The organism is Flavobacterium sp. Root935, from assembly GCF_001429295.1.
GTDB lineage: Bacteria > Bacteroidota > Bacteroidia > Flavobacteriales > Flavobacteriaceae > Flavobacterium.
This window is the reverse complement of sequence record NZ_LMJL01000012.1, coordinates 698,608-720,287: the sequence shown is the minus strand read 5'-3', so window position 1 is coordinate 720,287 and position 21,680 is coordinate 698,608. Positions and strand designations below refer to the sequence as shown.

At 32.1% G+C, this 21,680-nt stretch carries 25 protein-coding genes; 11 read left to right on the top strand and 14 right to left on the bottom strand.

From position 1 onward, the window contains the following. Positions 1-4: 4 nt before the first annotated feature. The 7 genes from ASE40_RS17880 to ASE40_RS17850 form a co-directional block, all read right to left on the bottom strand. Positions 5-280 carry an ATP-dependent Clp protease adaptor ClpS gene (locus ASE40_RS17880; RefSeq protein WP_057118487.1) on the bottom strand — a complete coding sequence of 92 codons (276 nt, stop codon included), beginning with the start codon at positions 278-280 and terminating at the stop codon, positions 5-7. Positions 281-317: 37 nt separating this feature from the next. Next, positions 318-1,151 (bottom strand): 50S ribosomal protein L11 methyltransferase, encoded by an 834-nt coding sequence (gene prmA, locus ASE40_RS17875; protein ID WP_057118486.1) that lies wholly within the window; start codon positions 1,149-1,151, stop codon positions 318-320. A gap of 152 nt (positions 1,152-1,303) precedes the next feature. Then, a complete protein-coding gene (tpiA, locus tag ASE40_RS17870; RefSeq protein ID WP_057118485.1) occupies positions 1,304-2,056 on the bottom strand; it encodes a triose-phosphate isomerase in 753 nt (250 codons plus the stop codon). 98 nt (positions 2,057-2,154) lie between these two features. Continuing rightward, positions 2,155-2,652: a TlpA family protein disulfide reductase gene (locus ASE40_RS17865; protein ID WP_057118484.1), complete on the bottom strand. Its 498-nt coding sequence runs from the start codon at positions 2,650-2,652 to the stop codon at positions 2,155-2,157. 317 nt (positions 2,653-2,969) lie between these two features. Continuing rightward, complete coding sequence (locus tag ASE40_RS17860) at positions 2,970-3,629, bottom strand: hypothetical protein (protein WP_057118483.1); 660 nt, start codon at positions 3,627-3,629, stop codon at positions 2,970-2,972. A gap of 77 nt (positions 3,630-3,706) precedes the next feature. Further along, entirely contained in the window at positions 3,707-4,807 is a 1,101-nt protein-coding gene (locus ASE40_RS17855; protein WP_057118482.1) for a BT_3928 family protein, read from the bottom strand. An 88-nt stretch (positions 4,808-4,895) separates the two neighbouring features. After that, a complete protein-coding gene (locus ASE40_RS17850) occupies positions 4,896-5,438 on the bottom strand; it encodes a DUF1599 domain-containing protein (protein WP_057118481.1) in 543 nt (180 codons plus the stop codon). Positions 5,439-5,584: 146 nt separating this feature from the next. Here ASE40_RS17850 and folP point away from each other — a divergent pair, with 146 nt between their 5' ends. Together folP and ASE40_RS17840 are read left to right on the top strand one after the other, a co-directional pair. Beyond that, the gene (gene folP, locus ASE40_RS17845; RefSeq protein ID WP_057118480.1) at positions 5,585-6,409 is read left to right on the top strand and encodes a dihydropteroate synthase; all 825 of its coding nucleotides are present in this window, start codon (positions 5,585-5,587) and stop codon (positions 6,407-6,409) included. A gap of 141 nt (positions 6,410-6,550) precedes the next feature. Continuing rightward, the gene (locus ASE40_RS17840) at positions 6,551-7,183 is read left to right on the top strand and encodes a hypothetical protein (protein ID WP_057118479.1); all 633 of its coding nucleotides are present in this window, start codon (positions 6,551-6,553) and stop codon (positions 7,181-7,183) included. Between the two features lie 38 nt (positions 7,184-7,221). Here the strand turns inward: ASE40_RS17840 and rlmH are convergent, their stop codons facing one another. From rlmH to ASE40_RS17810, 6 genes are all read right to left on the bottom strand, one after another. Then, positions 7,222-7,695, bottom strand: a complete 474-nt coding sequence (gene rlmH, locus ASE40_RS17835; RefSeq protein WP_057118478.1) for a 23S rRNA (pseudouridine(1915)-N(3))-methyltransferase RlmH — start codon at positions 7,693-7,695, stop codon at positions 7,222-7,224. 95 nt (positions 7,696-7,790) lie between these two features. Beyond that, positions 7,791-9,200 carry an adenosine deaminase gene (locus ASE40_RS17830; protein ID WP_057118477.1) on the bottom strand — a complete coding sequence of 470 codons (1,410 nt, stop codon included), beginning with the start codon at positions 9,198-9,200 and terminating at the stop codon, positions 7,791-7,793. A gap of 239 nt (positions 9,201-9,439) precedes the next feature. Continuing rightward, positions 9,440-9,721 (bottom strand): GNAT family N-acetyltransferase, encoded by a 282-nt coding sequence (locus ASE40_RS17825; protein WP_057118476.1) that lies wholly within the window; start codon positions 9,719-9,721, stop codon positions 9,440-9,442. Positions 9,722-9,726: 5 nt separating this feature from the next. Beyond that, complete coding sequence (locus ASE40_RS17820; protein WP_057118475.1) at positions 9,727-10,122, bottom strand: OsmC family protein; 396 nt, start codon at positions 10,120-10,122, stop codon at positions 9,727-9,729. 2 nt (positions 10,123-10,124) lie between these two features. Further along, positions 10,125-11,006: a pirin family protein gene (locus ASE40_RS17815; RefSeq protein ID WP_057118474.1), complete on the bottom strand. Its 882-nt coding sequence runs from the start codon at positions 11,004-11,006 to the stop codon at positions 10,125-10,127. Positions 11,007-11,446: 440 nt separating this feature from the next. Beyond that, complete coding sequence (locus tag ASE40_RS17810) at positions 11,447-12,547, bottom strand: DNA alkylation repair protein (RefSeq protein WP_057118473.1); 1,101 nt, start codon at positions 12,545-12,547, stop codon at positions 11,447-11,449. 338 nt (positions 12,548-12,885) lie between these two features. On the opposite strand from ASE40_RS17810, the gene nadC reads away from it, so the two are divergent. The 5 genes from nadC (at position 12,886) to priA (ending at position 18,402) form a co-directional block, all read left to right on the top strand. After that, complete coding sequence (gene nadC / locus ASE40_RS17805; protein ID WP_057118472.1) at positions 12,886-13,743, top strand: carboxylating nicotinate-nucleotide diphosphorylase; 858 nt, start codon at positions 12,886-12,888, stop codon at positions 13,741-13,743. Between the two features lie 77 nt (positions 13,744-13,820). Continuing rightward, positions 13,821-14,744 carry a YihY/virulence factor BrkB family protein gene (locus ASE40_RS17800; RefSeq protein WP_057118471.1) on the top strand — a complete coding sequence of 308 codons (924 nt, stop codon included), beginning with the start codon at positions 13,821-13,823 and terminating at the stop codon, positions 14,742-14,744. A gap of 1 nt (position 14,745) precedes the next feature. Further along, positions 14,746-15,174, top strand: a complete 429-nt coding sequence (locus ASE40_RS17795; RefSeq protein WP_057118470.1) for a DUF2147 domain-containing protein — start codon at positions 14,746-14,748, stop codon at positions 15,172-15,174. Positions 15,175-15,183: 9 nt separating this feature from the next. Then, positions 15,184-15,930, top strand: a complete 747-nt coding sequence (gene bla-B1-FLAV, locus ASE40_RS17790) for a subclass B1 metallo-beta-lactamase (RefSeq protein ID WP_057118469.1) — start codon at positions 15,184-15,186, stop codon at positions 15,928-15,930. Between the two features lie 24 nt (positions 15,931-15,954). After that, complete coding sequence (gene priA / locus ASE40_RS17785) at positions 15,955-18,402, top strand: primosomal protein N' (RefSeq protein WP_057118468.1); 2,448 nt, start codon at positions 15,955-15,957, stop codon at positions 18,400-18,402. 6 nt (positions 18,403-18,408) lie between these two features. On the opposite strand, the gene ASE40_RS17780 is transcribed toward priA, so the two are convergent. Further along, positions 18,409-19,107, bottom strand: a complete 699-nt coding sequence (locus ASE40_RS17780) for a LytR/AlgR family response regulator transcription factor (RefSeq protein WP_057118467.1) — start codon at positions 19,105-19,107, stop codon at positions 18,409-18,411. Positions 19,108-19,284: 177 nt separating this feature from the next. Here ASE40_RS17780 and rpsF point away from each other — a divergent pair, with 177 nt between their 5' ends. From rpsF to ASE40_RS17760, 4 genes are all read left to right on the top strand, one after another. Continuing rightward, positions 19,285-19,626 (top strand): 30S ribosomal protein S6, encoded by a 342-nt coding sequence (gene rpsF, locus ASE40_RS17775; RefSeq protein ID WP_007810575.1) that lies wholly within the window; start codon positions 19,285-19,287, stop codon positions 19,624-19,626. Positions 19,627-19,631: 5 nt separating this feature from the next. After that, positions 19,632-19,928 carry a 30S ribosomal protein S18 gene (gene rpsR, locus ASE40_RS17770; RefSeq protein WP_002987043.1) on the top strand — a complete coding sequence of 99 codons (297 nt, stop codon included), beginning with the start codon at positions 19,632-19,634 and terminating at the stop codon, positions 19,926-19,928. 66 nt (positions 19,929-19,994) lie between these two features. Beyond that, the gene (rplI, locus tag ASE40_RS17765) at positions 19,995-20,435 is read left to right on the top strand and encodes a 50S ribosomal protein L9 (RefSeq protein WP_057118466.1); all 441 of its coding nucleotides are present in this window, start codon (positions 19,995-19,997) and stop codon (positions 20,433-20,435) included. Between the two features lie 144 nt (positions 20,436-20,579). Then, positions 20,580-21,053: a DUF6495 family protein gene (locus tag ASE40_RS17760; RefSeq protein ID WP_057118465.1), complete on the top strand. Its 474-nt coding sequence runs from the start codon at positions 20,580-20,582 to the stop codon at positions 21,051-21,053. The last annotated feature ends 627 nt before the right edge of the window (positions 21,054-21,680 follow it).

The window sequence follows — 21,680 nt, the reverse complement described above, 5'->3', positions numbered from 1 at the left end:
TCAACTAAACGATTTCAGCGCTAAGTCCCGCTTCTAAAAGTTGTGTACATTGAGGTTTTAATTTGTCTATTGGCCCTGTTTTTACAGTGCATTTTCCGTTGTAATGTACAATTAAAGAGCATTGCTCAGCTTGTTCAGCCGTATGGCTGCATACACGCATAAGAGTATCAATTACGTGGTCAAAAGTGTTTACATCGTCATTGTAAACTATAATTTCGTTATTGAAACCCGTTGCTTCTTTCTCGCGAATTCTTTCTCTAACTTTTTCTTTAGTACTCATTTTTTTTAAGTTTTTGTACTGAGGTAATTACTAATATCTAATTTACGTATTTTAATGATACCCAGTTGTTTCTTTGAAACTTTTTAACATAAGTCAATCCTTTTTCAACGCATGAAGCATCGATAAACGGAATATCTTCTTCATAGAAACCGCTAAAAAGTATAATTCCTTTTGGGTTCAAACAATCAACATAAGCCTGCATGTCATTCAATAAAATATTTCTATTGATGTTTGCAATAATTAAATCATATTTTTTGCCTGCCAATAAAGCTGCATCGCCCTCATAAACGCTGATATGTTTACAATTATTGCGTTCTGCATTTTCAATAGAATTCAAATAACACCAATTGTCAATATCAATTGCGTCTATTGGTTCAGCACCTTTCATTTCAGCCAAGATTGCTAAAATTGCTGTTCCGCAGCCCATGTCTAAAGTTTTAAGACCTTTAACATCCATTTCCAGTAAATGCTGAATCATCATGTGTGTCGTTTCATGATGACCAGTTCCAAAACTCATTTTTGGTTCTATTACAATATCAAATTCGGCATTAGTTTTTGGGTGAAAAGGAGCGCGAACATGGCATTTTCCGTCAACATCAATAGGTTCAAAATTCTTTTCCCATTCTTCATTCCAGTTTACCTGATCTATTTCTTCAACAGTATATTCGATTTTAAACTCTTCAGATTGTAAAATATAAATATCGTCTAGAATATTTTCGTCCCATAAATCTTTCTTCACAAAAGCCGAAATCCCGTTTTCTGTTTCTGTAAAACTTTCAAACGCTTTTTCGCCCAACTCAGCAACTAAAATCTCCGAACCAAGTTCTTTTGGCTCAATCGTAAAATGATATCCTAAATATATATTCGACATAAATAATTTTTTTGCAAAGGTAATTCTTAAATTATAAAATTCAATTTAAAAAAGCCAAATTCCAAATCCCAATACGAAAAAACCATTCGCATCGCGAATGGTTTTTGTAAGTATAAATCTAAAATCTAAAATCTAAAATTTAAAATCTAAAATTAGATAGCAGTAACAATTGCTAAAAAGTCATCAGCTTTTAAAGCAGCACCACCAATTAAACCACCATCTACGTCTGGTTTACCAAAGATTTCTTTAGCGTTTTCCGGTTTAACAGAACCACCGTATAAAATAGAAACTTCATCAGCGATTTCAGCTCCAAAAGCTTTACGAATAGTCTCTCTAATGAATTCGTGCATTTCCTGCGCTTGTTCAGGCGAAGCAGTTTCTCCAGTTCCAATAGCCCAAACTGGCTCATAAGCTAGAACAACTTTTTCCCAAGATTCTTTTGCGATATGGAATAATCCGTCACGTAATTGATTTTCAACAATATTGAAATGATTATCAGATTGACGATCTTTTAATTCTTCTCCAAAACAGAAAATAACTGTCATGTCATGTTTTAAAGCTGTATCAACTTTATTTGCGATTAAAGCATCAGTTTCGTGGAAAATAGCTCTACGCTCAGAGTGACCTAAGATAACTGTATTAACTCCAATGCTTGTTAACATATCTGCAGAAATTTCTCCTGTAAAAGCACCGCCTTCAGCTTGGTGAACGTTTTGAGCGGAAACTCCGATAGTTGTATTTTTTAATTTTGCAGCGGCAGCTTGTAAGTTTACAAATGTGGGAGCTACAATAACTTGTGCATTTGTTTTAGCTGGAATTTTAGCAATTAACTCGTTTAATAATTCTTCAGTTTGAGCAGCATTTTTATGCATTTTCCAGTTTCCTGCAACAATCGATTTTCTCATTTTGGTAGTTTTATATTATTTTATTTGTTTTTTGTTTTATGAAGTAAGGTCAAAGAAAAAATTGAAATTGATTTTTGAATTGACATTGTTATTGAAAATTATTTCAATCCTTTTAAAGTTTCGTCTATTTTAGCGAAATCAGTTTCTATAGCGCGATAAAGCACAATTTTTCCTGTTTTATCCACAACAATATATCTCGGAATCCAATCTAAATCAATGGCTTTTCCAAAAAGACCTTTCATGCCATCATTCATCATATAATGATCGCCTTTGTTTAATTCGTGTTTTTCGATTCCAGCTTTCCATTTATCAGCAGTTTTATCAGCCGAAATGAATAAGTAAGAAACATCAGGATTATTAGCTTGTAATTCTTTTAGTTTTGGCATTGCTTTTACACAGTCCCCACACCAAGAAGCCCAAACTTCAATAACTAAAGTTTTTCCTTTATATTTTTTCAGAATGTTTTTAAATGTAGTCTGACTATTGTCTGTTCCTAATAATTTCTCGGATAAAGCTTCTTTAGAAAAACTAGTTTTCTGAGCTTGTGAGCATGAAAAAGTAATAAATGCAATTACAATTAGGGCAATTTGTTTCATATGTAAATTAAATTATTTTAAAATTAAGTACTGAATTCACAAAGTTAAACAAACAAATTGAAAGCGAAATGTAGATTAACAAAATTTGAAGAGTCGTATATTTTGTAACAAAACAACAATTTTGGGTTAGAAAAAGGTGAATGAAAACGTAATAGTTGAGGTTAAAATCGTGTAATTTTCTAAATGAATTTTATGAGATTTGAAAAATGGATGAAATTTTTAAATTGAAGAACAATTTTAGGACATAAAAAACGTCGGATTTCAATGAAAAAAGCCTTCAATAAATTTGATTTTTGAAGGCCTTAATATCATTTTTTTTAATTCAAATCATAATTTCCATTTGCCCATTTTTTACTTGGAACGATCCATTCGTCTAAAGCTTTAAAAAGAAAACCATGTTTAAGATTGGTATTCAATTCGATTTCTTTAGAGTGATTTACTTGGAGTTTTGAAGTTTCCTTTCTTTTGACAGCTGAAACGCCATAAATATCTGATTTTTCGTAAATGGTTAAAATATTACCGCAGAAATTAATATCCGGAATTTCTTCAATATCAGAATCTCTAAAGAATCCAATAAAGACAAAATTCACATCTGGATTAGAGAGATAAGTCGAAACATATTGGGCAATATAACCGCCTTGTGAAGTTCCAATTACTGTAATATGATTTGGAGAGACGCCTTTTTTTATTAATGCTTTTACCTGTTTAACAATCTTTTCTGCGTACTCAGCAGAATTTGTGTTTTTCTTTCTTTTTTCACTAAAAACAATAAAATTATCTTTTCGGAATGATTCTAAAATCTCATTGTATTCTGCTTTTCCATATTCAGGATGAGCTGCGTTTAAGGGATTTTCTTGAACAAATTTGTTGTGAAAAAAGAAAATGTAACGTTGGTTCTCATTTCTTGCCTGGCTAAAAGATAAAATGCTAGATAAAATTGTAAGCGAAAAAGTTAAGGCTTTAATGAGTTTTTTCATTTATTAAATTTGGTTTTTTGTTTGATCACANTGATAAAACAATAAGTTTATCAGCGCTTTAAATATTTTAAATGATATTACAATTTCAAATCTTCAACATCATTGTAATGTACTTTTTTCACAACAACGCCTTTGCTTAGAATAACGATACTTGGATTGGCTCTTTCGATTGTTTTTAAAGTTGTTGCATCGCAGAAATAAAAATCGGTATCTAAGTTGTATTGTTTTTTAGCTTTTGAAATTTCATCAGCACCAGAAGCAGTCATTGCAATTACTTTATAACCTTTTGCTTTGGCATCTGCCGAAACTTTGGCTAGTTTTTTCATTCCTTCTGGATTTGATTTTGTCAAATCGTAAGTAACAAAAATAACCAATTTTGGCTCTTGAAGTAATTCTTCTTTATAATCAGAATCATCTTTTGTCATTGTAAAATCGTGAATTGGAGGTACATAGCCTTCTGTAATCACTTTGTCTTTTCTATCTACAAATGTTGCTCCTTCTGGAATATTCATTAAATCTTTTTCTGTAAATTCTTTGTCAACGCCGTTTACTTTGTAAACGAAAATCATTTCTACAACAGATTTTGGAGCTCCTTCTGGAATTTCCATTCCTTTTGGGATACTAGAGCCTACTTTAAACGGACGAAAATCTTTGATTGGGTTATGATTTAAAACCCAAACTGCCATAAAAACGCACAAAACAATGCTTATTAAAGTAATTAAGTTGGTAACTAATTTTGAAAATAAAGGTTTTACTAATTTTTTATTAATGAATAAAATCAAAATGAAGAAAAGTAAAACAACATCTTTTGTAAATGACTGCCAAGGTGTTAAATGCAATGCATCTCCAAAGCAACCGCAATCTTTTACTACATCAAAATAAGCAGAGTAGAAGGTAAGGAATGTGAAGAAAACGATTAAAAGTAATAATGCCCAAATTGTCAATTTTGATTTATAACCAACTAACAGCATTACTCCTAAAACTACTTCTAAAATTACCAAGAAAATTGCTAAGCCTAAAGCCAACGGCTCTAAAAAAGGCATATTGAAAACTGGTTCGCTAAAATATTCAGCTAATTTATAAGAGAAACCAACCGGGTCGTTTAGTTTTATTAATCCGGAAATGATAAATAGTACACCGACAAATAATCGGGAAAATTGAGTAATGATGTTTTTCATAAATATTAAATTTAAAATCCAATTTTAAAATTCCAAATTCCAAAATCATGTTGAAAAGTTGGAATTTGGAATTTATTTTTTGGAATTTTTATTGACTGATTGGGTTTAAAATTAAAGCAAAAACAGAATAATTAATCATATCCTGATAATTGGCATCGATTCCTTCAGAAACTAAAGTCATACCTTTGTTATCTTCAATTTGCTTAACGCGAAGTAATTTTTGCAGAATCAAATCTGTTAAAGAACTTACACGCATATCACGCCACGCTTCGCCATAATCGTGATTTTTTGCTTCCATCAAATCTTTGGTTAACTTTACTTTAGCGTCATATAATTCGGTTGCTTTTTCAACGTCTAAATCAGGCTGGTCAACAACACCTAATTCTAACTGAATTAAAGCCATAATAGAATAATTAATAATTCCGATAAATTCTCCTTTTTCATCTTCATCAACTTTACGGACATCATTTTCCTGTAAACTTCTGATTCTTTGTGCTTTTATGAAAATTTGATCGGTCAATGAAGGAAGTCTTAAAATTCTCCATGCACTGCCGTAATCTTTCATTTTATTGATAAATAAGGTGCGGCAAACCGTAATTACATTATCAAATTCAAGGGAAGTATTCTTCATTTATTGCTGTATATTTGCTAAAATTTCTTCAAAAATAAGGATAATTTTTTAAGAGTTTCAAGTTTCAGGTTCTCTTTGTTTCAAGTTTTTTCTAAACAAAGTGTTAACGCTAACTTGAAACTCGAAACCTGAAACAAAATAAACAAATGACAATTAACTGCAAAGGCGAACTTATAGATTTATCGATTCCGAAAGTAATGGGAATTTTAAATGTTACGCCAAATTCTTTCTTTGACGGAGGAAAATATAAAAACGAAGACGAGATTATCTCGCAGGTAGATAAAATGATTTCTGAAGGTGCGACATTTATTGATATTGGTGCTTATTCCAGTAAACCGAGTGCCGAATTTGTATCGGAACAAGAAGAAATCGACCGAATTGTTCCAGCCATAGAATTAATCTTAAAGCATTTTCCGAATGCATTATTATCAATTGATACTTTCAGAGCTGAAGTTGCAAAAGCAAGTATAGAAAGCGGCGCTACTATTATAAACGATATTTCTGCGGGCGAATTAGACGACAAAATGTTTGATGTAATTGCAAAATACAATGTTCCTTACATTATGATGCACATGCGCGGTAATCCGCAGACGATGCAGAGTTTGACACAATACGATGATATTATTAAAGAAATGCTTTTTTACTTTTCTGAAAAAGTTAAAAAAGCAAGAGCTTTAGGAATCAATGATTTGATTTTAGATCCAGGTTTCGGTTTCGCCAAAACAACCGATCAAAATTATGAAGTGATGCAAAAAATGGAGCTTTTCAATATTTTAGAATTACCAGTTTTAGCAGGAATTTCTAGAAAATCTATGATTTATAAAACACTTAATATTACGGCACAAGAAGCTTTAAATGGAACAATATTTTTAAATACAATTGCATTGACAAAAGGAGCGAAGATTCTTCGGGTTCATGATGTGAAAGAAGCGGTGGAATGTGTGGCTTTGTTTGAGAAAATGAATTCATAATCTCGACATTTTTTGTCATTTCGACGAAGGAGAAATCTTCGTTGTTAAATCGACAAAGATTAATTCTCGTTGTGGAGTTTCTTGCGAAGATTTCTCCTTAGTCGAAATGACAAACTTTGCATTGGAAAAAAATAAAAAAGCATGAAATACTTTACTATACTTATAACTCTTCTCTTTTTCTCCTGTGGAAAAAAAGAAGACGTCTTACTTCCAAAATCTAACGTGACAATTGTAAAAGAAGTACAAGATCTTTCGCCAATTTACATCTTTTTTAAAGTCGAAGGAAAAGATACAATTCCTGAAGTAAACCGAAAAAGCAGTATCATTTCGACCAATTGGATTTTGAACATTGACAAACGTCTGCCATTAAAATTGGTAATTCCAGAAGTAATGAAATTACAGGAAAAAAAGCGAGCCGACAGTGCGCATAAAAACGAAAATGCCGAAAACTACTATTCTTATGCAGATTCTATTGGAAAAAATCTAGCCTTTTTGCCTTTCACGAAAGTGTTTTATAAAATGGAGAAACCAAAGTTTGGAGTAGTAGTTTATTTTAGAAAAGACAATACAGTTTTGGTAAATGGAATTTTAGTCAAAAAAGAAGAATTGCAAAATTATTTAAACAGCTTAGTAAGTGATAAACCTAATAAATATATGTTTTCTTTTGATAAAGATTTAGATTACGGAAGTTATATTAAGAGTAAAATTTTTATTAGCACGTTAAAATTTCCAATTCTGTCACTGAATTTAACAGATGAGGAATTTGTATTTTAAACTTAAAACCTGAAACCTGAAACAAAATAAACAAAAAACTATTGATGATGATAAGGTTCATTTCGTAAAATTGTAAATCCGCGGTACAATTGCTCTATAAAAAACAAACGAACCATTTGATGCGAAAACGTCATCAGCGAAAGCGAAATTTTTCCTTGGGCTTTGCTGTAAACTATATCTGAAAATCCGTAAGGTCCGCCAATTACGAAAACAAGCGTTTTGATTCCGGAATTCATTTTCTTTTGTAATTCTTCAGAAAAACCAACGCTGGAGAAGTTTTTTCCGTTTTCATCCAATAAAATCAATTGATCGGTTGGCGAAAGTTTAGACAGAATCAATTCACCTTCTTTTTCCTTTTGCTGACTTTCAGATAAATTTTTTACGTTTTTGATATCGGGAATAATTTCCAAATCAAATTTGATGTAAAATGACAAACGTTTGGTATAATCGTCAATCAAAGTCTGCAATGATTTATTGTCTGTTTTACCTATGGCGATAAGTTTGATATTCATTAGTTATTTTTTTGCCACGAATTACACGAATTATATTTTTTATAGATATATATGGACAAACCTAACAGGTTTTAAAAACCTGTTAGGTTTAGAGTTTAATTTTTAGAAAACTTCGCTTCAAAAGTTTTAAATCTATTATCAAGATCTTTGATCAATTGCTTTTTAACGGCTTCATCCTGAATAAAACTGTAATTGATGCTGTTGTAAACATATTGTTTTATTGTGGCATACGAAACATCAGGATATCTTTTAGCTAACAAAACATATTGCTCTGTCATATTGCTTCTCAAAATTCCTGCATCGTCTGTACTAATTACAATTGGCACATTGAACTCTTTGTAAAGTGTAAACGGATGTCTGTTTTCTTTCACTTTCAAAATGAACTCATTACTTACTAAATTGATCTCGATCGGAATATTGTTTTTAGACATATATTTCAATAAATCATACGAATTTGCTTCGTAAGCAATGTCAACTCCATGACCAATTCGTTTAGCGCCCGCGATATAAATCGCGTCATTAATATGCCATGTTAAATCTTCCGGCTGTACCAAACCTAAAGTCAGTTCGCCCGCATGAAGCGTATATTTTACATTTGGAAATTTAGAATTACAGTATTTAAACATCACCATGTGTAACCAATAATCTTTCATGGAGTTTTCGCCATGTTCAGGAGAAACGATATTTACGCCTGCAGTTAGTTTGCTTTCGTTAGATGAAATAAAAGCGATAACCAGATTTTTAAATAAATCAACCGGTTCCATAAAACGCAGTACAAAGTTTTGATAACGCATTGTAAAACGCTCATCGTCAATTTTTAAGTCTTTGTGAAGTTTTGCTAGGAAATTATTGTTGAAATCTTCCGCATATTTTTTAGCGTCTTTTTTCTGAATTGATTTATACAATTCGTCTAAAAGTTTTAAAACTGCTTTTTCATCTTTTTGACCAGAAGCCTGTCGAAGTTTCGCATTGAAATCTGTCAAATCTGAAACATTCATATCGCAGGGAATTGTTGACAATTGCGTTTCGATATAAGATAAATTTTCAGCAATGGCGCGTTTTTTTAATTCGAGCATTCCTTCGGCAAAATGACCTGGAATTGTAGGTTCGAATTTCATAAAAGAATCAAAAAACTGATCATCAGAAGGTACAGAACCATTATAATCTTTAACCGACCATGTCTGCATAATTTGTTGTTCGTAAAATGGTAGTTTTTCTTTAAGAGATGAAAAGCGTTCCCAGTTTCCTTTTGCAGGTTTGGTTTTCGAAACTGCCATAGTTTCCAGATTCAAATAAAAGTCTTCTGCAATGGCTCTTTCCAAAAGTGGTTCTGCATAAATTGATCCTGAAAAATGGTGGTGTAAATCGCCTCCTTTTGGCATTTGTTGAAAAAAAGCTGTTGAGAGGGCTTCATTATTTCTGATTTTTTCTAAATAACTTTCAGCCGATTGAGAAAAGCCGATTTGTGTTATAAAAATACAGAAAAGCGTAATTATCCTTGTCATACTCTAAGTTTAAATTACATGCAAATATACGACTTTTCGGAGAAATTTAAAAATCGAATTTCTTTGTGTTTGTTTTTTAACGCAAAGAACGCAAGGTTGTATTCCAGACATAGCTTAATACAAACGCAAAAGTTCGCAAAGCTTTGCCTAAAAACTTTGCGAACTTTGCGTAATTCTTTGTGTGCTTTGCGGTTAAAAAAAACTTAGAATCTTAGCAACTTAGAACCTTAGCATTTCTTTTAAGAAAGTACATCACGTATTTCCTCAACCTTATCAAAAACACTTTTTGCAAAAGGACAGAGCGGAATAATTTTTACATTGTTAGCTCTTGCATAATCTACAGCGGCTAAAACTAATTTTTTACCTACACCTTTTCCGCTAAAATCTGGGCTTACTTCTGTATGGTCGATTATGAATTTTGAATCTCCTGCCCAAGTGTAAGTCATTTTTCCTGCTTCTTTTCCGTCTTCTATTGCTTCAAAATATCCTTTTCTTGTATCGTTTATCTGTTGAATTTCCATGATTATTATATTAATGTGGTTTTAATTTCTATTGAATGCGTAAGTGTTTTATGAATCGGACAGCTGTTTGCAATGGTTTCCAAACGTTGTCTCTGTGTTTCGTCGACTTCGCCGATTACTTCGATTTTTCTTGTGAATACTGATACACTTCGCTCAGCATCTCTTTCAAAATCAATTTTGACATTTATTTCCGAAACGTCCCATTGTTTGCGATTGATGTACATTCGCAACGTAATTACGGTGCACGAAGCCAGTGAAGCTGCTAAAAGTTCTGTTGGATTCAATCCTAAATTTTTGCCTCCCAATTCTTGCGGTTCATCGGAAATTAGAACATTATCGCTCGCTGATTTTACTTCCGTTCGATACAAACGTGTATCTATTTTTGCTGAAATTGTATCCATATTTATTTGATTCTTGGTTCTGGTAATGGAACAAATTCTGTTTCGCCAGGAACTTTCGGGAAAGTCTGTGCTGTCCAGTCAGTTTTTGCTTTTTCGATGAGGTTTTTATCCGAAGAAACAAAATTCCAAAAGATAAAATGTTCTTCAGGAAATGGCTGTCCTCCAAAGATGTATACTGTAGAATTTTCAGCAATTTCAAACTCACAAAGTGTACTGTCGTTTGTAATTAAAATTTGTTTCGGATCGTAAACGTGTTCGCCGTTTTTGATACTTCCTTCTAAAATATACAAACCACTTTCGCCGAATAAATGATGTCCGATATTGATTTTTTTTGCCTCAGTACTTTTAATTTCAATAAAATACAACGGACTGTAAACAGGAACGGGAGATTTTTTGCCAAAAGCTTCACCTGCAATTAATTTATAAGATACGCCATCTTCTTCCCAAGCCGGAATGTCATCTGCTTCAACATGGGTAAAATTTGGGTCCATTTGTTCCAATTCTTTCGGAAGCGCCACCCAAATCTGTAATCCGTGCAGCATTTTATCTGAATGTCTTAAATATTCAGGCGTTCTTTCAGAGTGAACAATTCCTTTTCCGGCCGTCATCCAGTTTACGGCGCCGGGTTTTATTTCTAATTCGGTTCCTAAACTATCGCGGTGCATTATGCTTCCTTCAAACAAAAAAGTAAGAGTCGAAAGTCCGATATGCGGGTGCGGCGGAACATCCATATTTTCATGATCACTTAAATGTGCAGGTCCCATATGATCGATAAAAACAAATGGACCAACAGCTCTTTTTTCACGGAAAGGCAGTAAACGGCCTACCATAAAGTTGCCAATATTGGCAGCACGTTCTTCGATAATTAAACTGATATTTGACATGTGGTATTTTGATTTGATTTGAAAACAAAATTACAGTTGTGATAGAAATCTGTAACTTAATTTAGGTTAAGAAAAGTTGTTATTGGATTTTCGAATTATAAAAGTAAGGAAAATCGTTTATTAAGTTTTTATATATTTATTAAATTAAGTTGATGAATGTAGTCCCAGCGGGACGAAATATTTATAGAAAAAGAATACCCTAATCGTAAAGCTCCAGTGGACCGAAATAATATCGCTCCGCTGGAGCTTGTTGTTTTCGATGTATGTTCTCTGTTGATTTTGATGTTTTGATGTTTTTTTTGTCATTTCGACGAAGGAGAAATCTCCACAAGTAGCTCCGCAACGAGAATTCAATCTTTGTCGAGTTTCTTGCGAAGATTTCTCCTTCGTCGAAATGACAAACTAGACGACTAAAACTTGATTATTTGCGAAATGTTTTTTTAATCAATCAATTCAAACTCTAAAACTTCACTTTCAGTTCCATTTATGATAATCGACAGTTGATGATTTCCCGTATGAAAAACTCGAGTTGTAATTAACTTAAAAGACTGATTTCTTTCAATTTTAGTTAATTGATTAGGCTGATAGATTTTCTCGCTGATTTTAAAAACTTTTTTTGCCAAATGCCCTTTTGCTTTTTTATAATGAACAGCATATTCTAAACGAACGGTTTTAGGTTCTTCGTTTTTATTATTAAGATGAAATTGAAACTGAAGATAGTCTCCAATTTTTACAGTTGGTGTTTTAATTTCAAAATTAGAAAGTTCAATATTAGTGCTTTCTAGGCCATAATGATTTAAAATTTCTGGATGACCTTGTTTTAATAAAGTTCTGCTTCCGTGTTTTATGATTGCGTCGGTTTCTTTGGTGTGACCTTTCCATCTCGAAGCAATTTCAAGTACAATCTGCGGATTATCTTTTGCAATATCATTTAAATTATTGGCTACGCTTCTGCGTACATATTCTGAAGGATCTTTTTTTAGATTTTCTAAAATAGGCAGAATAGAAGAAGGGTCTTTTTTTAAAAACGGAATAGCCATTGCCCACGGTAATCTCGGGCGTGAACCTTCGCTGGCTAATCTTCGTACGTGATGATTTTCGTTAAGTGACCATTTTACCATTTCGTCAATCATTTGTTCTTTATACTTTAAAATAAAAGGACGAACAGCAAATTCACAGCTTATAAATTGTGTTATCGAAACAAAGGCTTTTGCTGAGGTTTTAAAATCGTCTAAACCGTACATTTCGATATAATCTGCAAAGAATATGAATGCGAGATTGCCCTCAGTAAATTTATTTTTCTTGAGATTTTCGATGATTTTATCAATTACAAAAACAGCTTCAGGAAAATTTTGAGGCATAAATTGGTGTAACACAACTGTGGTGTGTTTCATTCTTTCTTTCCATTCTTTTTGAGCAAAATCGTCTTCGTAAATTGCTTCAATAAATTTTTGTTTGTTGAATGAAGGATGGACTTCGGCGACAGCCTGACTAAATTTTTCGTAAAAAGAAACCGAATAAATGTCTTTAATTAACCCCATAGATTTTGCTTGATTGAACCTCAAAGATATTTAATGTTTTTAATTGATGACGTAAATTGTGCTAGAAAAATTAATACATAGAGATATAGGTTTTTATAGGAACATTCAATAAAAAGTTTTAAAAAAATCTAGATTCTAACACATAGTTTATAAGCGCTGCTATGTGAATTTATATAAGTGAACTTCTTTTAAAAGTCTGCAAAAATCTATGTTCCTATGTGTTTAAAAAAATAGGCGATTTAAATATAAATTTAAGTTAATAAGAAACTTTTTGCAGAAAGTAAACTTTCAAATCCATAAAATATATCCTAATTTAGCATCTTATTAAAAATAGAAAAATGATTAGTGAAGCCCAATTTCAAGCAGAATTACAACTTTTGATAAGCAACGCCATTAGAGAAGATGTTGGTACAGGTGATTACAGTTCGCTTGCCTGTATTCCAGATACTGCACACGGTCAGGCTAAATTATTGGTAAAAGATCAGGGAATAATTGCCGGAGTTGAAGTCGCCAAAATGATATTTGAACATGTAGATCCAAAATTAAAAGTAAAAACTTTTATCGAAGATGGAACGCATGTAGAATATGGCGAAGTTGTTTTTGAAGTTTCGGGAAGTTCGCAGTCTATTTTAAAAGCTGAGAGAGTAGTTTTAAACACTATGCAGCGAATGTCGGCTATTGCTACTAAAACTCATCAATATGTTCAGCTTTTAGAAGGAACTGGTGCTAAAATATTAGATACACGTAAAACAACTCCAAATTTTAGAGCGGCTGAAAAATGGGCGGTAAAAATAGGAGGTGGAGAAAATCACCGTTTTGCGCTTTATGACATGGTAATGCTAAAAGACAATCATATTGATTTTGCAGGCGGAATTACGCGCGCAATTTCGAAAACAAAAGAATATTTAAAAGAAAACAATCTCGATTTAAAAATTATTGTTGAAGCTCGTAATTTAGATGAAATCAGAGAAATTTTGTTGAGTGACGGCGTTCACAGAATCTTGATCGACAATTTTAATTACGAAGACACAAAAACGGCAGTAAAATTGATTGGTACAAAATGCCAGACAGAATCTTCGGGAAATATCAACGAAAAAACAATTCGCGAATATGCTCTTTGTGGTGTCAATTATATATCATCTGGCGCTTTAACACATTCAGTTTACAACATGGATTTGAGTTTAAAAGCTTTTTAGTGGAGTTTTGAGTTATAAGTTATGAGTTAGGTTTGCAGTCTAAAATCTAAACTCAACAATCTAAAATCAAAAAAAATATGTCGCAGGAGATAGAAGCTCGGATTGAAAAATTGCCTGTAATACGCAACCTGGCCCGACTTTTAAAAAGAATAAAGCTGCCTTGGCTCGAAGGTTTCTCATTATATGATTTGCTTGAAATGTATACTTTAGGAATTCTTGAAGGAGCATTTTCATATCATGCGAGTGCGGTTTCTTTTAGCTTTTTTATGGCTTTATTTCCTTTTGCGCTGTTTATTTTAAACTTGATCCCGTTTATTCCGATAGACAATTTTCAGGAAGATTTTTTGCAGTTTGTGCAGCAGAGTGTCCCTCCAAATACATACGATGCGATTAGTAAAATTATCAGCGATATTTTAAATAATAGTCACTCTGGCTTATTATCGTCTGGATTTTTGCTTTCTATTTTTTTAATGGCAAATGGTATTAACGGAATTTTAAGCGGTTTTGAATCTTCTAAACACGTTTTTGATAAACGTGGTTTTTTTAGTCAGTATTTGGTTGCATTGGCAATTTCGCTTGTTATGACGATTATTTTGTTTGTGACAGTGGCAACAATTGTTGTTTTTGAGGTATTCATTCAAAAAACGATCATTCAGGATGTTTTAAGTGACAGGATTCCTCTGATTATTTTAGGACGATATTTATTTGTTATTTTAATGATTTTGATAACATCTTCAATATTATTGCGTTATGGAACAAAACAGTATAATAAAGTTCCTTTTATAAGTATAGGTTCTGTTTTTACCACGATCTTAATTGTTATATCTTCGTTCTTTTTTGGGATTTGGGTTATAAAATTTTCAAAATATAACGAACTTTATGGTTCTATTGGAACATTATTAATTCTAATGTTTTATATTTGGATAAACTGTATGATTCTGCTTTTAGGGTTCGAATTGAATGCTTCTATCAGAAAATTAAAACAAAAAAAAGAAAAATAATATGAAAAATTTGATGCTAACTATCGGAGTATTCTTCTTTGCCCTGACCATGCAAAGTCAAAGTGTAATTGGAAAATGGAAGACCATTGATGACGAAACAGGTGAAGCAAAATCTATTGTAGAAATCTACGAAAAGTCAGGAAAAGTTTATGGAAAAGTTATAGAAATTCTTCGTGATAGTCATAAAAAAGATCTTTGTACTAAATGTGATGGCGCAGAAAAAAATAAACCTATTTTAGGAATGGTTATTATTAACGGCCTTAAAAAAGATGGTTCTGAATATAACGGAGGAACAATTCTAGACCCAACAAGCGGTAAAAAATACAAATGTTATATTGCACTAGAATCTGCAGATAAATTAAAACTTCGTGGTTATGTGGGAGTTTCTATTATGGGAAGAACACAGTATTGGACACGTGTGAAAAATTAAATCAAAATAATGCGAAAATTAGCTTCAATAATTTTATTCTTAGTCATCGCTTCAAATAGTTTTGCACAATCTAAGAATTCGCCATTACAAATAAGTCATCTTACAGGTGACTTTTATGTTTATAGAACTTTTAGTGATTATCAGGGAACAAAGATTTCTGCCAATGCCATGTATCTGGTTACAGACAAAGGTGTTGTGTTATTTGATGCGCCTTGGGATAAAACTCAGTTTCAACCGTTATTGGATAGTATAAAAACAAAGCATCATAAAGAGGTTGTGATGCTTTTTGCCACACATTCTCATGATGATCGTGCTGGCGGATTAGATTTTTATAGAAAAAAAGGAATCAAAACTTATACTATAAAATTAACGGATGATATTCTTAAAAGAGAAAACAAACCAAGAGCAGAATTTATAATTCCGAATGATAAAACTTTTACAGTCGGGCAGTATACTTTTGAAGTTTATTATCCAGGAAAAGGACACGCATCAGATAATATTGTAGCTTGGTTTGAGAAAGAAAAAGTACTTTACGGAGGTTGTTTTATTAAGAGTGCCGATGCCAAAGATTTAGGTTATTTGGGAGATTCTCATGTAAAAGAATGGAAGCAATCAATAGGTAAAGTAAAGTCAAAATTTAAAAATCCAATTTATATTATTCCAGGTCACGAAGATTGGACTAATACAGAATCTTTAAATCATACTTTAAAATTGGTTGATGAGTATTTGGCTCAAAAATCTTTAGGAAAAAAGTAATTTTCCACTCATATATATAATTGCATGTTTTTTATAGAAGTTATTTTACCGCTTTCTTTAGCAAAAACCTTTACATATCGCGTTTCTGAGGCAGAATTCCATTTTATTAAAAAAGGAATGAGGGTTGCGGTGCCTTTTGGTAAAAATAAAATCTATACGGCGCTTGTTCTGGATATACATGAAAATGCACCAACATTATATGAGGCAAAAGAAATTCACCAAATCTTAGATGAAAAGCCAATTGCAACCGAAACACAGATCAAACACTGGCTTTGGGTTGCCAACTATTATATGTGTGGAATTGGTGATGTATATCGTGGAGCTTTTCCAACTGGATTATTGTTAGAAAGTGAAACAATTGTCTCGCATAAACCAGAAGTTATTGTCAATGATTCTGAACTTTCTGACGATGAATTTTTGATTTATGAAGCGCTGCAACATCAGAGTTCGCTTAAAGTTCAGGAAATTGCTTCAATTTTAAATCGAAAAAATATTCTGCCAATTCTTCAAAAATTAATCGCCAGAGATATTATAGTTTTAGAAGAAGAAATAAAAGAAACATATAAGCCAAAATTGGTTCGCTATGTGAAATTGCATCAGCAATACGAAACAGATCGAGGTTTACAAGAATTGCTTGAAGTTTTGAAAAGTAATAAACAAAAGGAAATTGTTTTGGCTTATTTTCAAATTAGCGCTTCAGAAAAGAAACCTGTAACCGAGAAAAAAATAGTAGAAGTTTCAGGCTGCACTTCGGCTGTTATGAAAACTCTGGTTAAGAATGAAATTTTTGAGGAGTATTATCTGCAGCATGATCGCGTTTCGTTTAACGGAGAAAAATCTGAAAAAGAACTTCAGTTAAGTGAAGCGCAGCAAAATGCCTTTACGGCAATTAAAGAAAGTTTTTCTGAAAAAGAAGTTTGTCTGCTTCACGGTGTAACTTCAAGCGGAAAGACGGAAATTTATATTAAATTAATTGAAGAATATCTTCATACGGGAAGACAAGTTTTGTACCTGCTTCCAGAAATTGCGCTTACAACACAATTGGTTTCTCGTTTACGACTTCATTTTGGAGATAAAGTTGCAGTTTTTCATTCGAAATACAGTAATAATGAAAGAGTTGAGGTTTGGAAGCAAACACTCGAAAATTCAGAGAAAGCACAAATTGTAATAGGAGCAAGGTCAGCTTTGTTTCTGCCTTTTAATGATTTAGGCCTGCTGATTGTTGATGAAGAACATGAGCAGACTTTTAAGCAGACTGATCCAGCACCGAGATACCACGCCAGGGATGCGGCAATTGTTTTAGCAAATTTTCATAATGCTAAAGTTCTTTTAGGTTCTGCAACTCCAAGTATTGAGACGTATTTTAATGCTCAAAATGAAAAATATGGTTTGGTTACGCTTACAGAACGTTATAAAAATGTTCGTATGCCCGAAGTTGTTTTGGTTGATTTAAAAGACAAACATTTCAGAAAAAGAATGACAGGTCATTTTAGTGATCTTTTAATAGAGGAAATTGCTGAAGCTTTATCTTTAGGCGAACAAGTGATTTTGTTTCAAAACAGAAGAGGATATTCTCCCATAATAGAATGTTTGACTTGCGGTCACGTGCCGCATTGCCAGCAGTGCGATGTAAGTCTGACTTATCATAAACATAAAAACCAGCTTCGCTGTCATTACTGCGGCTATTCTATCGCAAAACCTACCAATTGTCACAGCTGTTCCAGCATCGATTTGACTACAAAAGGATTTGGTACCGAGCAGATCGAGCAGGAGTTAATCTCTCTTTTTCCGAAGGCTAAAACCGCTAGGATGGACCAAGATACCACTCGAGGTAAATATGGTTTTGAAAAGATTATTGATACCTTTAAAAATCGAGAAATTGATATTTTGGTCGGAACTCAAATGCTGGCCAAAGGCCTGGATTTTGATAATGTAAGTCTGGTTGGAATTATGAATGCAGATAATATGCTGCATCATCCAGATTTTCGGGCTTTTGAACGCAGTTTTCAAATGATGACTCAAGTTGCCGGAAGAGCCGGAAGGTCTGAAAAACAAGGAAAAGTAGTGATTCAAACCTATAATCCAAACCATAATACAATTCAGCAAGTTACAAACCATAATTATATGGGTATGTATAAAGAGCAATTGTATGATAGGCAGATTTATAAATATCCGCCTTATTTCAGAATTATAAAACTGACTTTAAAACACAAGGATTTTGATAAACTAAAAGAAGGATCAATGTGGTTGTATCAGGTTTTAAGCCAAAATTTAGGAATGCCTGTTTTAGGACCAGAAGAGCCTGCTATCAGCAGAATTCGAAATGAGTATATAAGGACTATTTTAATTAAGATTCCGCAAAACCTCCATCTCGGAAACACAAAAAAAACTATTCAGAAAATGTTGAATAGTTTTGAGGCCGTGGCTCAATACCGAGCTATAAAAGTTGTGAGTAATGTAGATTTCTATTAATGATAATTAAGAAGAAGTAGAAAGAGCTCTTACTAAATCTTCTTTTTTGTTACGGCTTAACGGTATTTTGGTTATCCCAATTTCAGCAAACTTGCTGTTAAAGCGCTCTACTTTATCTATGTTAATAATGTAGGATTTGTGCACACGAATGAATTTATCTTTTGATAAATCATTTTCGAAAGACTTCATTGTTGAAAGAACAAGATTGCTGTCGTCTTCTGTCACAACTCTTACGTAATCTCCAAAAGCTTCAATCCATTTAATTTTAGAAGTGAAAATTTTAAGTTTTTTTAGATTACTTTTGATGAAAATATGCTCGCCTTCTTCTTCTTTGACATCTTTTTTAAGCAAGTGCATGTCGATTGCTCTTTTAACAGAGGCGTTAAAACGATCTACTGCAATTGGTTTCTGTAGATAATCTGTTGCATCATAGTCGAAAGCTTTCAAAGCATATTCAGCTTTAGAAGTAATGAATATAATTTGAGGTTTTGATTTTAGGCCGTCTAAGAAGTCAAAACCATTAATAACAGGCATTTCTATGTCAAGGAATATTAAGTCGATATTATTTAAAGAGATACAGCTTTTCGCTTCAATAGCATTAGAGAAGTCACCAATTAAATGCAAGCCTGGGTGATTATTAACCAATTTGGCAATAATTGTCCTTTGTATAGAACTATCATCTACAACAACACAGTTTAGTTTCATAACATTTACATTTAGAATAAATTCAGGATAGCAGTAGTAAATGTATTATTTTTTTGGAAAAAAAACTAAAATGAGCGCACATTTTTTGCATTATGACGAATAAAAGGAAAAAAGTGTTGTATATATAAATATAATCATTACTTTTGCACCCAATTTTAACAAATAAAATTTTTATTTATGAATCATTATGAAACTGTTTTCATTTTAAATCCCGTTTTATCTGAGGTTCAGGTGAAGGAAACAGTAACGAAATTTGAAGAATTTCTTACTAGTAGAGGAGCTGAAATGGTATCGAAAGAGGATTGGGGTCTGAAAAAAATGGCTTACGAAATCCAAAACAAAAAAAGTGGTTTTTACCATTTATTCGAATTCAAAGTAGCTGGAGAAGTTCTAATTGCTTTTGAAACTGAATTTAGACGTGACGAAAGAGTTATGCGTTTCTTAACTGTAAGTTTAGACAAGCATGCTATTTCATGGGCGGAAAGAAGAAGAGCAAAATTAAAATCTACTAAAGCTTAATTATTATGTCTACAATAGAGCAATCTGCAAAAGGAAAAAAAGACGGAGATATCAGATATTTAACGCCTTTAAACATTGAAACTAACAAAACTAAAAAGTATTGCCGTTTCAAAAAATCAGGAATCAAATATATCGATTATAAAGATGCTGATTTCTTATTGAAATTCGTTAATGAGCAAGGAAAAATTCTTCCTCGTCGTTTAACTGGAACTTCATTGAAATACCAAAGAAAAGTTTCTGTAGCTGTAAAAAGAGCTCGTCACTTAGCTTTAATGCCATACGTGGCCGATTTATTAAAATAATTAAAAACTCTAGTCGCTGGTTTCTGTTGAAACAGAACCTAACTTCTAAAATATAAGGACAACAACATGGAACTTATTTTAAAACAAGACGTACAAAACTTAGGATTTAAAGATGATGTAGTATCTGTAAAACCTGGTTACGGTCGTAACTTTTTAATTCCTCAAGGTTTTGCTGCTTTAGCAACTCCTTCTGCTAAAAAAGTTTTAGCTGAAAACCTAAAACAAAGAGCACATAAAGAAGCTAAAATTGTTGCTGATGCAAAAGCATTAGCTGAAACTTTAAAAGCTCTTGAAATTAAACTTACTGCAAAAGCTGGTGGAGAGAAACTTTTTGGTTCTATCACTAACATCGATATTGCTGAAGCTTTAGAGAAATCTGGAAATGCTATCGATAGAAAATTCATCACTAGCGGTATCGTTAAACGTACTGGAAAATACAACGCAAGCATCCGTTTACATAGAGATGTAATCGTTGACTTACCATACGAAATTATTGCTGAAAAGTAATAGTTTTAAAATCTATACTAAAATCCCGATGTAAATCGGGATTTTTTTGTTTAATGAAATGATTATTAATTATTAGACTTGATGTTGATGGTTAAAGCATATTGCTTCTAGCGTACAGCGTAAAGCATAAAGCCTAAAAAAGAAATGAAATACGCAAGATTAACAAAGGAACAATTTGATGAACTGCATGCAGAATTTGCAAGTTTTTTAGCAACGCAGGCAATTGATAGAAAAGAATGGGAAGAGCTTAAAATTAACAAACCTGAAGTTGCTGAGCAGGAACTTGATGTTTTTTCAGATTTAATTTGGGAAGGCGTATTAACTAGAGCTGAATATCTAGAACACTTTTCAAAAAATCATATCTTTTTGTTTCATTGTTTTGATACTTACATAAAATCAATTGTTTTAAAATCGCTTTCTCCTGAAACTGATTTTTTAACTAAGGATGGACTTCAATGGTTAAGTGATAATATGTTTACTGATAACATCGAAATGAAAGTAGGGAAAAAATTATTTACTGAAGAACGAAATAGTTCAATTTTTGAATTGATAAAACAGGGTGCATTTTTAAGTGATGGCCAGTTATTTAATCAGATTAATACAATAATAGAGTCGTAGTTTACTAAAATTTAGTGTATATCGATTTTGAAAAGGCAAACAATTGATTGTTAATTGTTTGCCTTTTTTGCTTCTTTTTAACTTTTGTTTAAACTTTAATTTAAAATTTTACGCGTACTTCTACCTGTTTTTTTTGAATCTTTCAATATTTTAGTAATTTACAAGCGATTTTCAAATTTTAGATGTAGTTGGTCTATATTGCGGATAATTTTGTCGATAAAATTTTGATAAATGTAAGATTAATATTTCAATTTTGTTTTTTAACATATTTTGTTTAACTTTTATTTAGGAAATTTTTTACATCATAAAAATGTTAAAATAGTAGGTTTTTCTGATGTTTCAAAGGTTTGAAGGTTCTTTGTTTTTCTTTTTAAACGTGAAACATAAGAATTTTACACTTGTTTTGTGTTTGTGTTTTTTCTAATTTTAGAATACAAAAGTTAAACAAAGTTTTGCTTTGGTATTTTTTCAAAAACATAACGATAAAAAATAGTTTTTCATACTTCTAAAATTATTATTCATATTATGTTTTATTGAGATAGAAATTTACAATTATTTATAACTTAATAGACCTGCTTATGGAATTGACAATTACTTTCTTCATCAAATTTACTTTAGTTGTTCATT

Bases quoted from the DNA above. Each gene is read 5' to 3' on its own strand.
- ASE40_RS17880 (WP_057118487.1), bottom strand. From the start codon at position 280: ATGAGTACTAAAGAAAAAGTTAGAGAAAGAATTCGCGAGAAAGAAGCA.
- prmA (WP_057118486.1), bottom strand. From the start codon at position 1,151: ATGTCGAATATATATTTAGGATATCATTTTACGATTGAGCCAAAAGAA.
- tpiA (WP_057118485.1), bottom strand. From the start codon at position 2,056: ATGAGAAAATCGATTGTTGCAGGAAACTGGAAAATGCATAAAAATGCT.
- ASE40_RS17865 (WP_057118484.1), bottom strand. From the start codon at position 2,652: ATGAAACAAATTGCCCTAATTGTAATTGCATTTATTACTTTTTCATGC.
- ASE40_RS17860 (WP_057118483.1), bottom strand. From the start codon at position 3,629: ATGAAAAAACTCATTAAAGCCTTAACTTTTTCGCTTACAATTTTATCT.
- ASE40_RS17855 (WP_057118482.1), bottom strand. From the start codon at position 4,807: ATGAAAAACATCATTACTCAATTTTCCCGATTATTTGTCGGTGTACTA.
- ASE40_RS17850 (WP_057118481.1), bottom strand. From the start codon at position 5,438: ATGAAGAATACTTCCCTTGAATTTGATAATGTAATTACGGTTTGCCGC.
- folP (WP_057118480.1), top strand. From the start codon at position 5,585: ATGACAATTAACTGCAAAGGCGAACTTATAGATTTATCGATTCCGAAA.
- ASE40_RS17840 (WP_057118479.1), top strand. From the start codon at position 6,551: ATGAAATACTTTACTATACTTATAACTCTTCTCTTTTTCTCCTGTGGA.
- rlmH (WP_057118478.1), bottom strand. From the start codon at position 7,695: ATGAATATCAAACTTATCGCCATAGGTAAAACAGACAATAAATCATTG.
- ASE40_RS17830 (WP_057118477.1), bottom strand. From the start codon at position 9,200: ATGACAAGGATAATTACGCTTTTCTGTATTTTTATAACACAAATCGGC.
- ASE40_RS17825 (WP_057118476.1), bottom strand. From the start codon at position 9,721: ATGGAAATTCAACAGATAAACGATACAAGAAAAGGATATTTTGAAGCA.
- ASE40_RS17820 (WP_057118475.1), bottom strand. From the start codon at position 10,122: ATGGATACAATTTCAGCAAAAATAGATACACGTTTGTATCGAACGGAA.
- ASE40_RS17815 (WP_057118474.1), bottom strand. From the start codon at position 11,006: ATGTCAAATATCAGTTTAATTATCGAAGAACGTGCTGCCAATATTGGC.
- ASE40_RS17810 (WP_057118473.1), bottom strand. From the start codon at position 12,547: ATGGGGTTAATTAAAGACATTTATTCGGTTTCTTTTTACGAAAAATTT.
- nadC (WP_057118472.1), top strand. From the start codon at position 12,886: ATGATTAGTGAAGCCCAATTTCAAGCAGAATTACAACTTTTGATAAGC.
- ASE40_RS17800 (WP_057118471.1), top strand. From the start codon at position 13,821: ATGTCGCAGGAGATAGAAGCTCGGATTGAAAAATTGCCTGTAATACGC.
- ASE40_RS17795 (WP_057118470.1), top strand. From the start codon at position 14,746: ATGAAAAATTTGATGCTAACTATCGGAGTATTCTTCTTTGCCCTGACC.
- bla-B1-FLAV (WP_057118469.1), top strand. From the start codon at position 15,184: ATGCGAAAATTAGCTTCAATAATTTTATTCTTAGTCATCGCTTCAAAT.
- priA (WP_057118468.1), top strand. From the start codon at position 15,955: ATGTTTTTTATAGAAGTTATTTTACCGCTTTCTTTAGCAAAAACCTTT.
- ASE40_RS17780 (WP_057118467.1), bottom strand. From the start codon at position 19,107: ATGAAACTAAACTGTGTTGTTGTAGATGATAGTTCTATACAAAGGACA.
- rpsF (WP_007810575.1), top strand. From the start codon at position 19,285: ATGAATCATTATGAAACTGTTTTCATTTTAAATCCCGTTTTATCTGAG.
- rpsR (WP_002987043.1), top strand. From the start codon at position 19,632: ATGTCTACAATAGAGCAATCTGCAAAAGGAAAAAAAGACGGAGATATC.
- rplI (WP_057118466.1), top strand. From the start codon at position 19,995: ATGGAACTTATTTTAAAACAAGACGTACAAAACTTAGGATTTAAAGAT.
- ASE40_RS17760 (WP_057118465.1), top strand. From the start codon at position 20,580: ATGAAATACGCAAGATTAACAAAGGAACAATTTGATGAACTGCATGCA.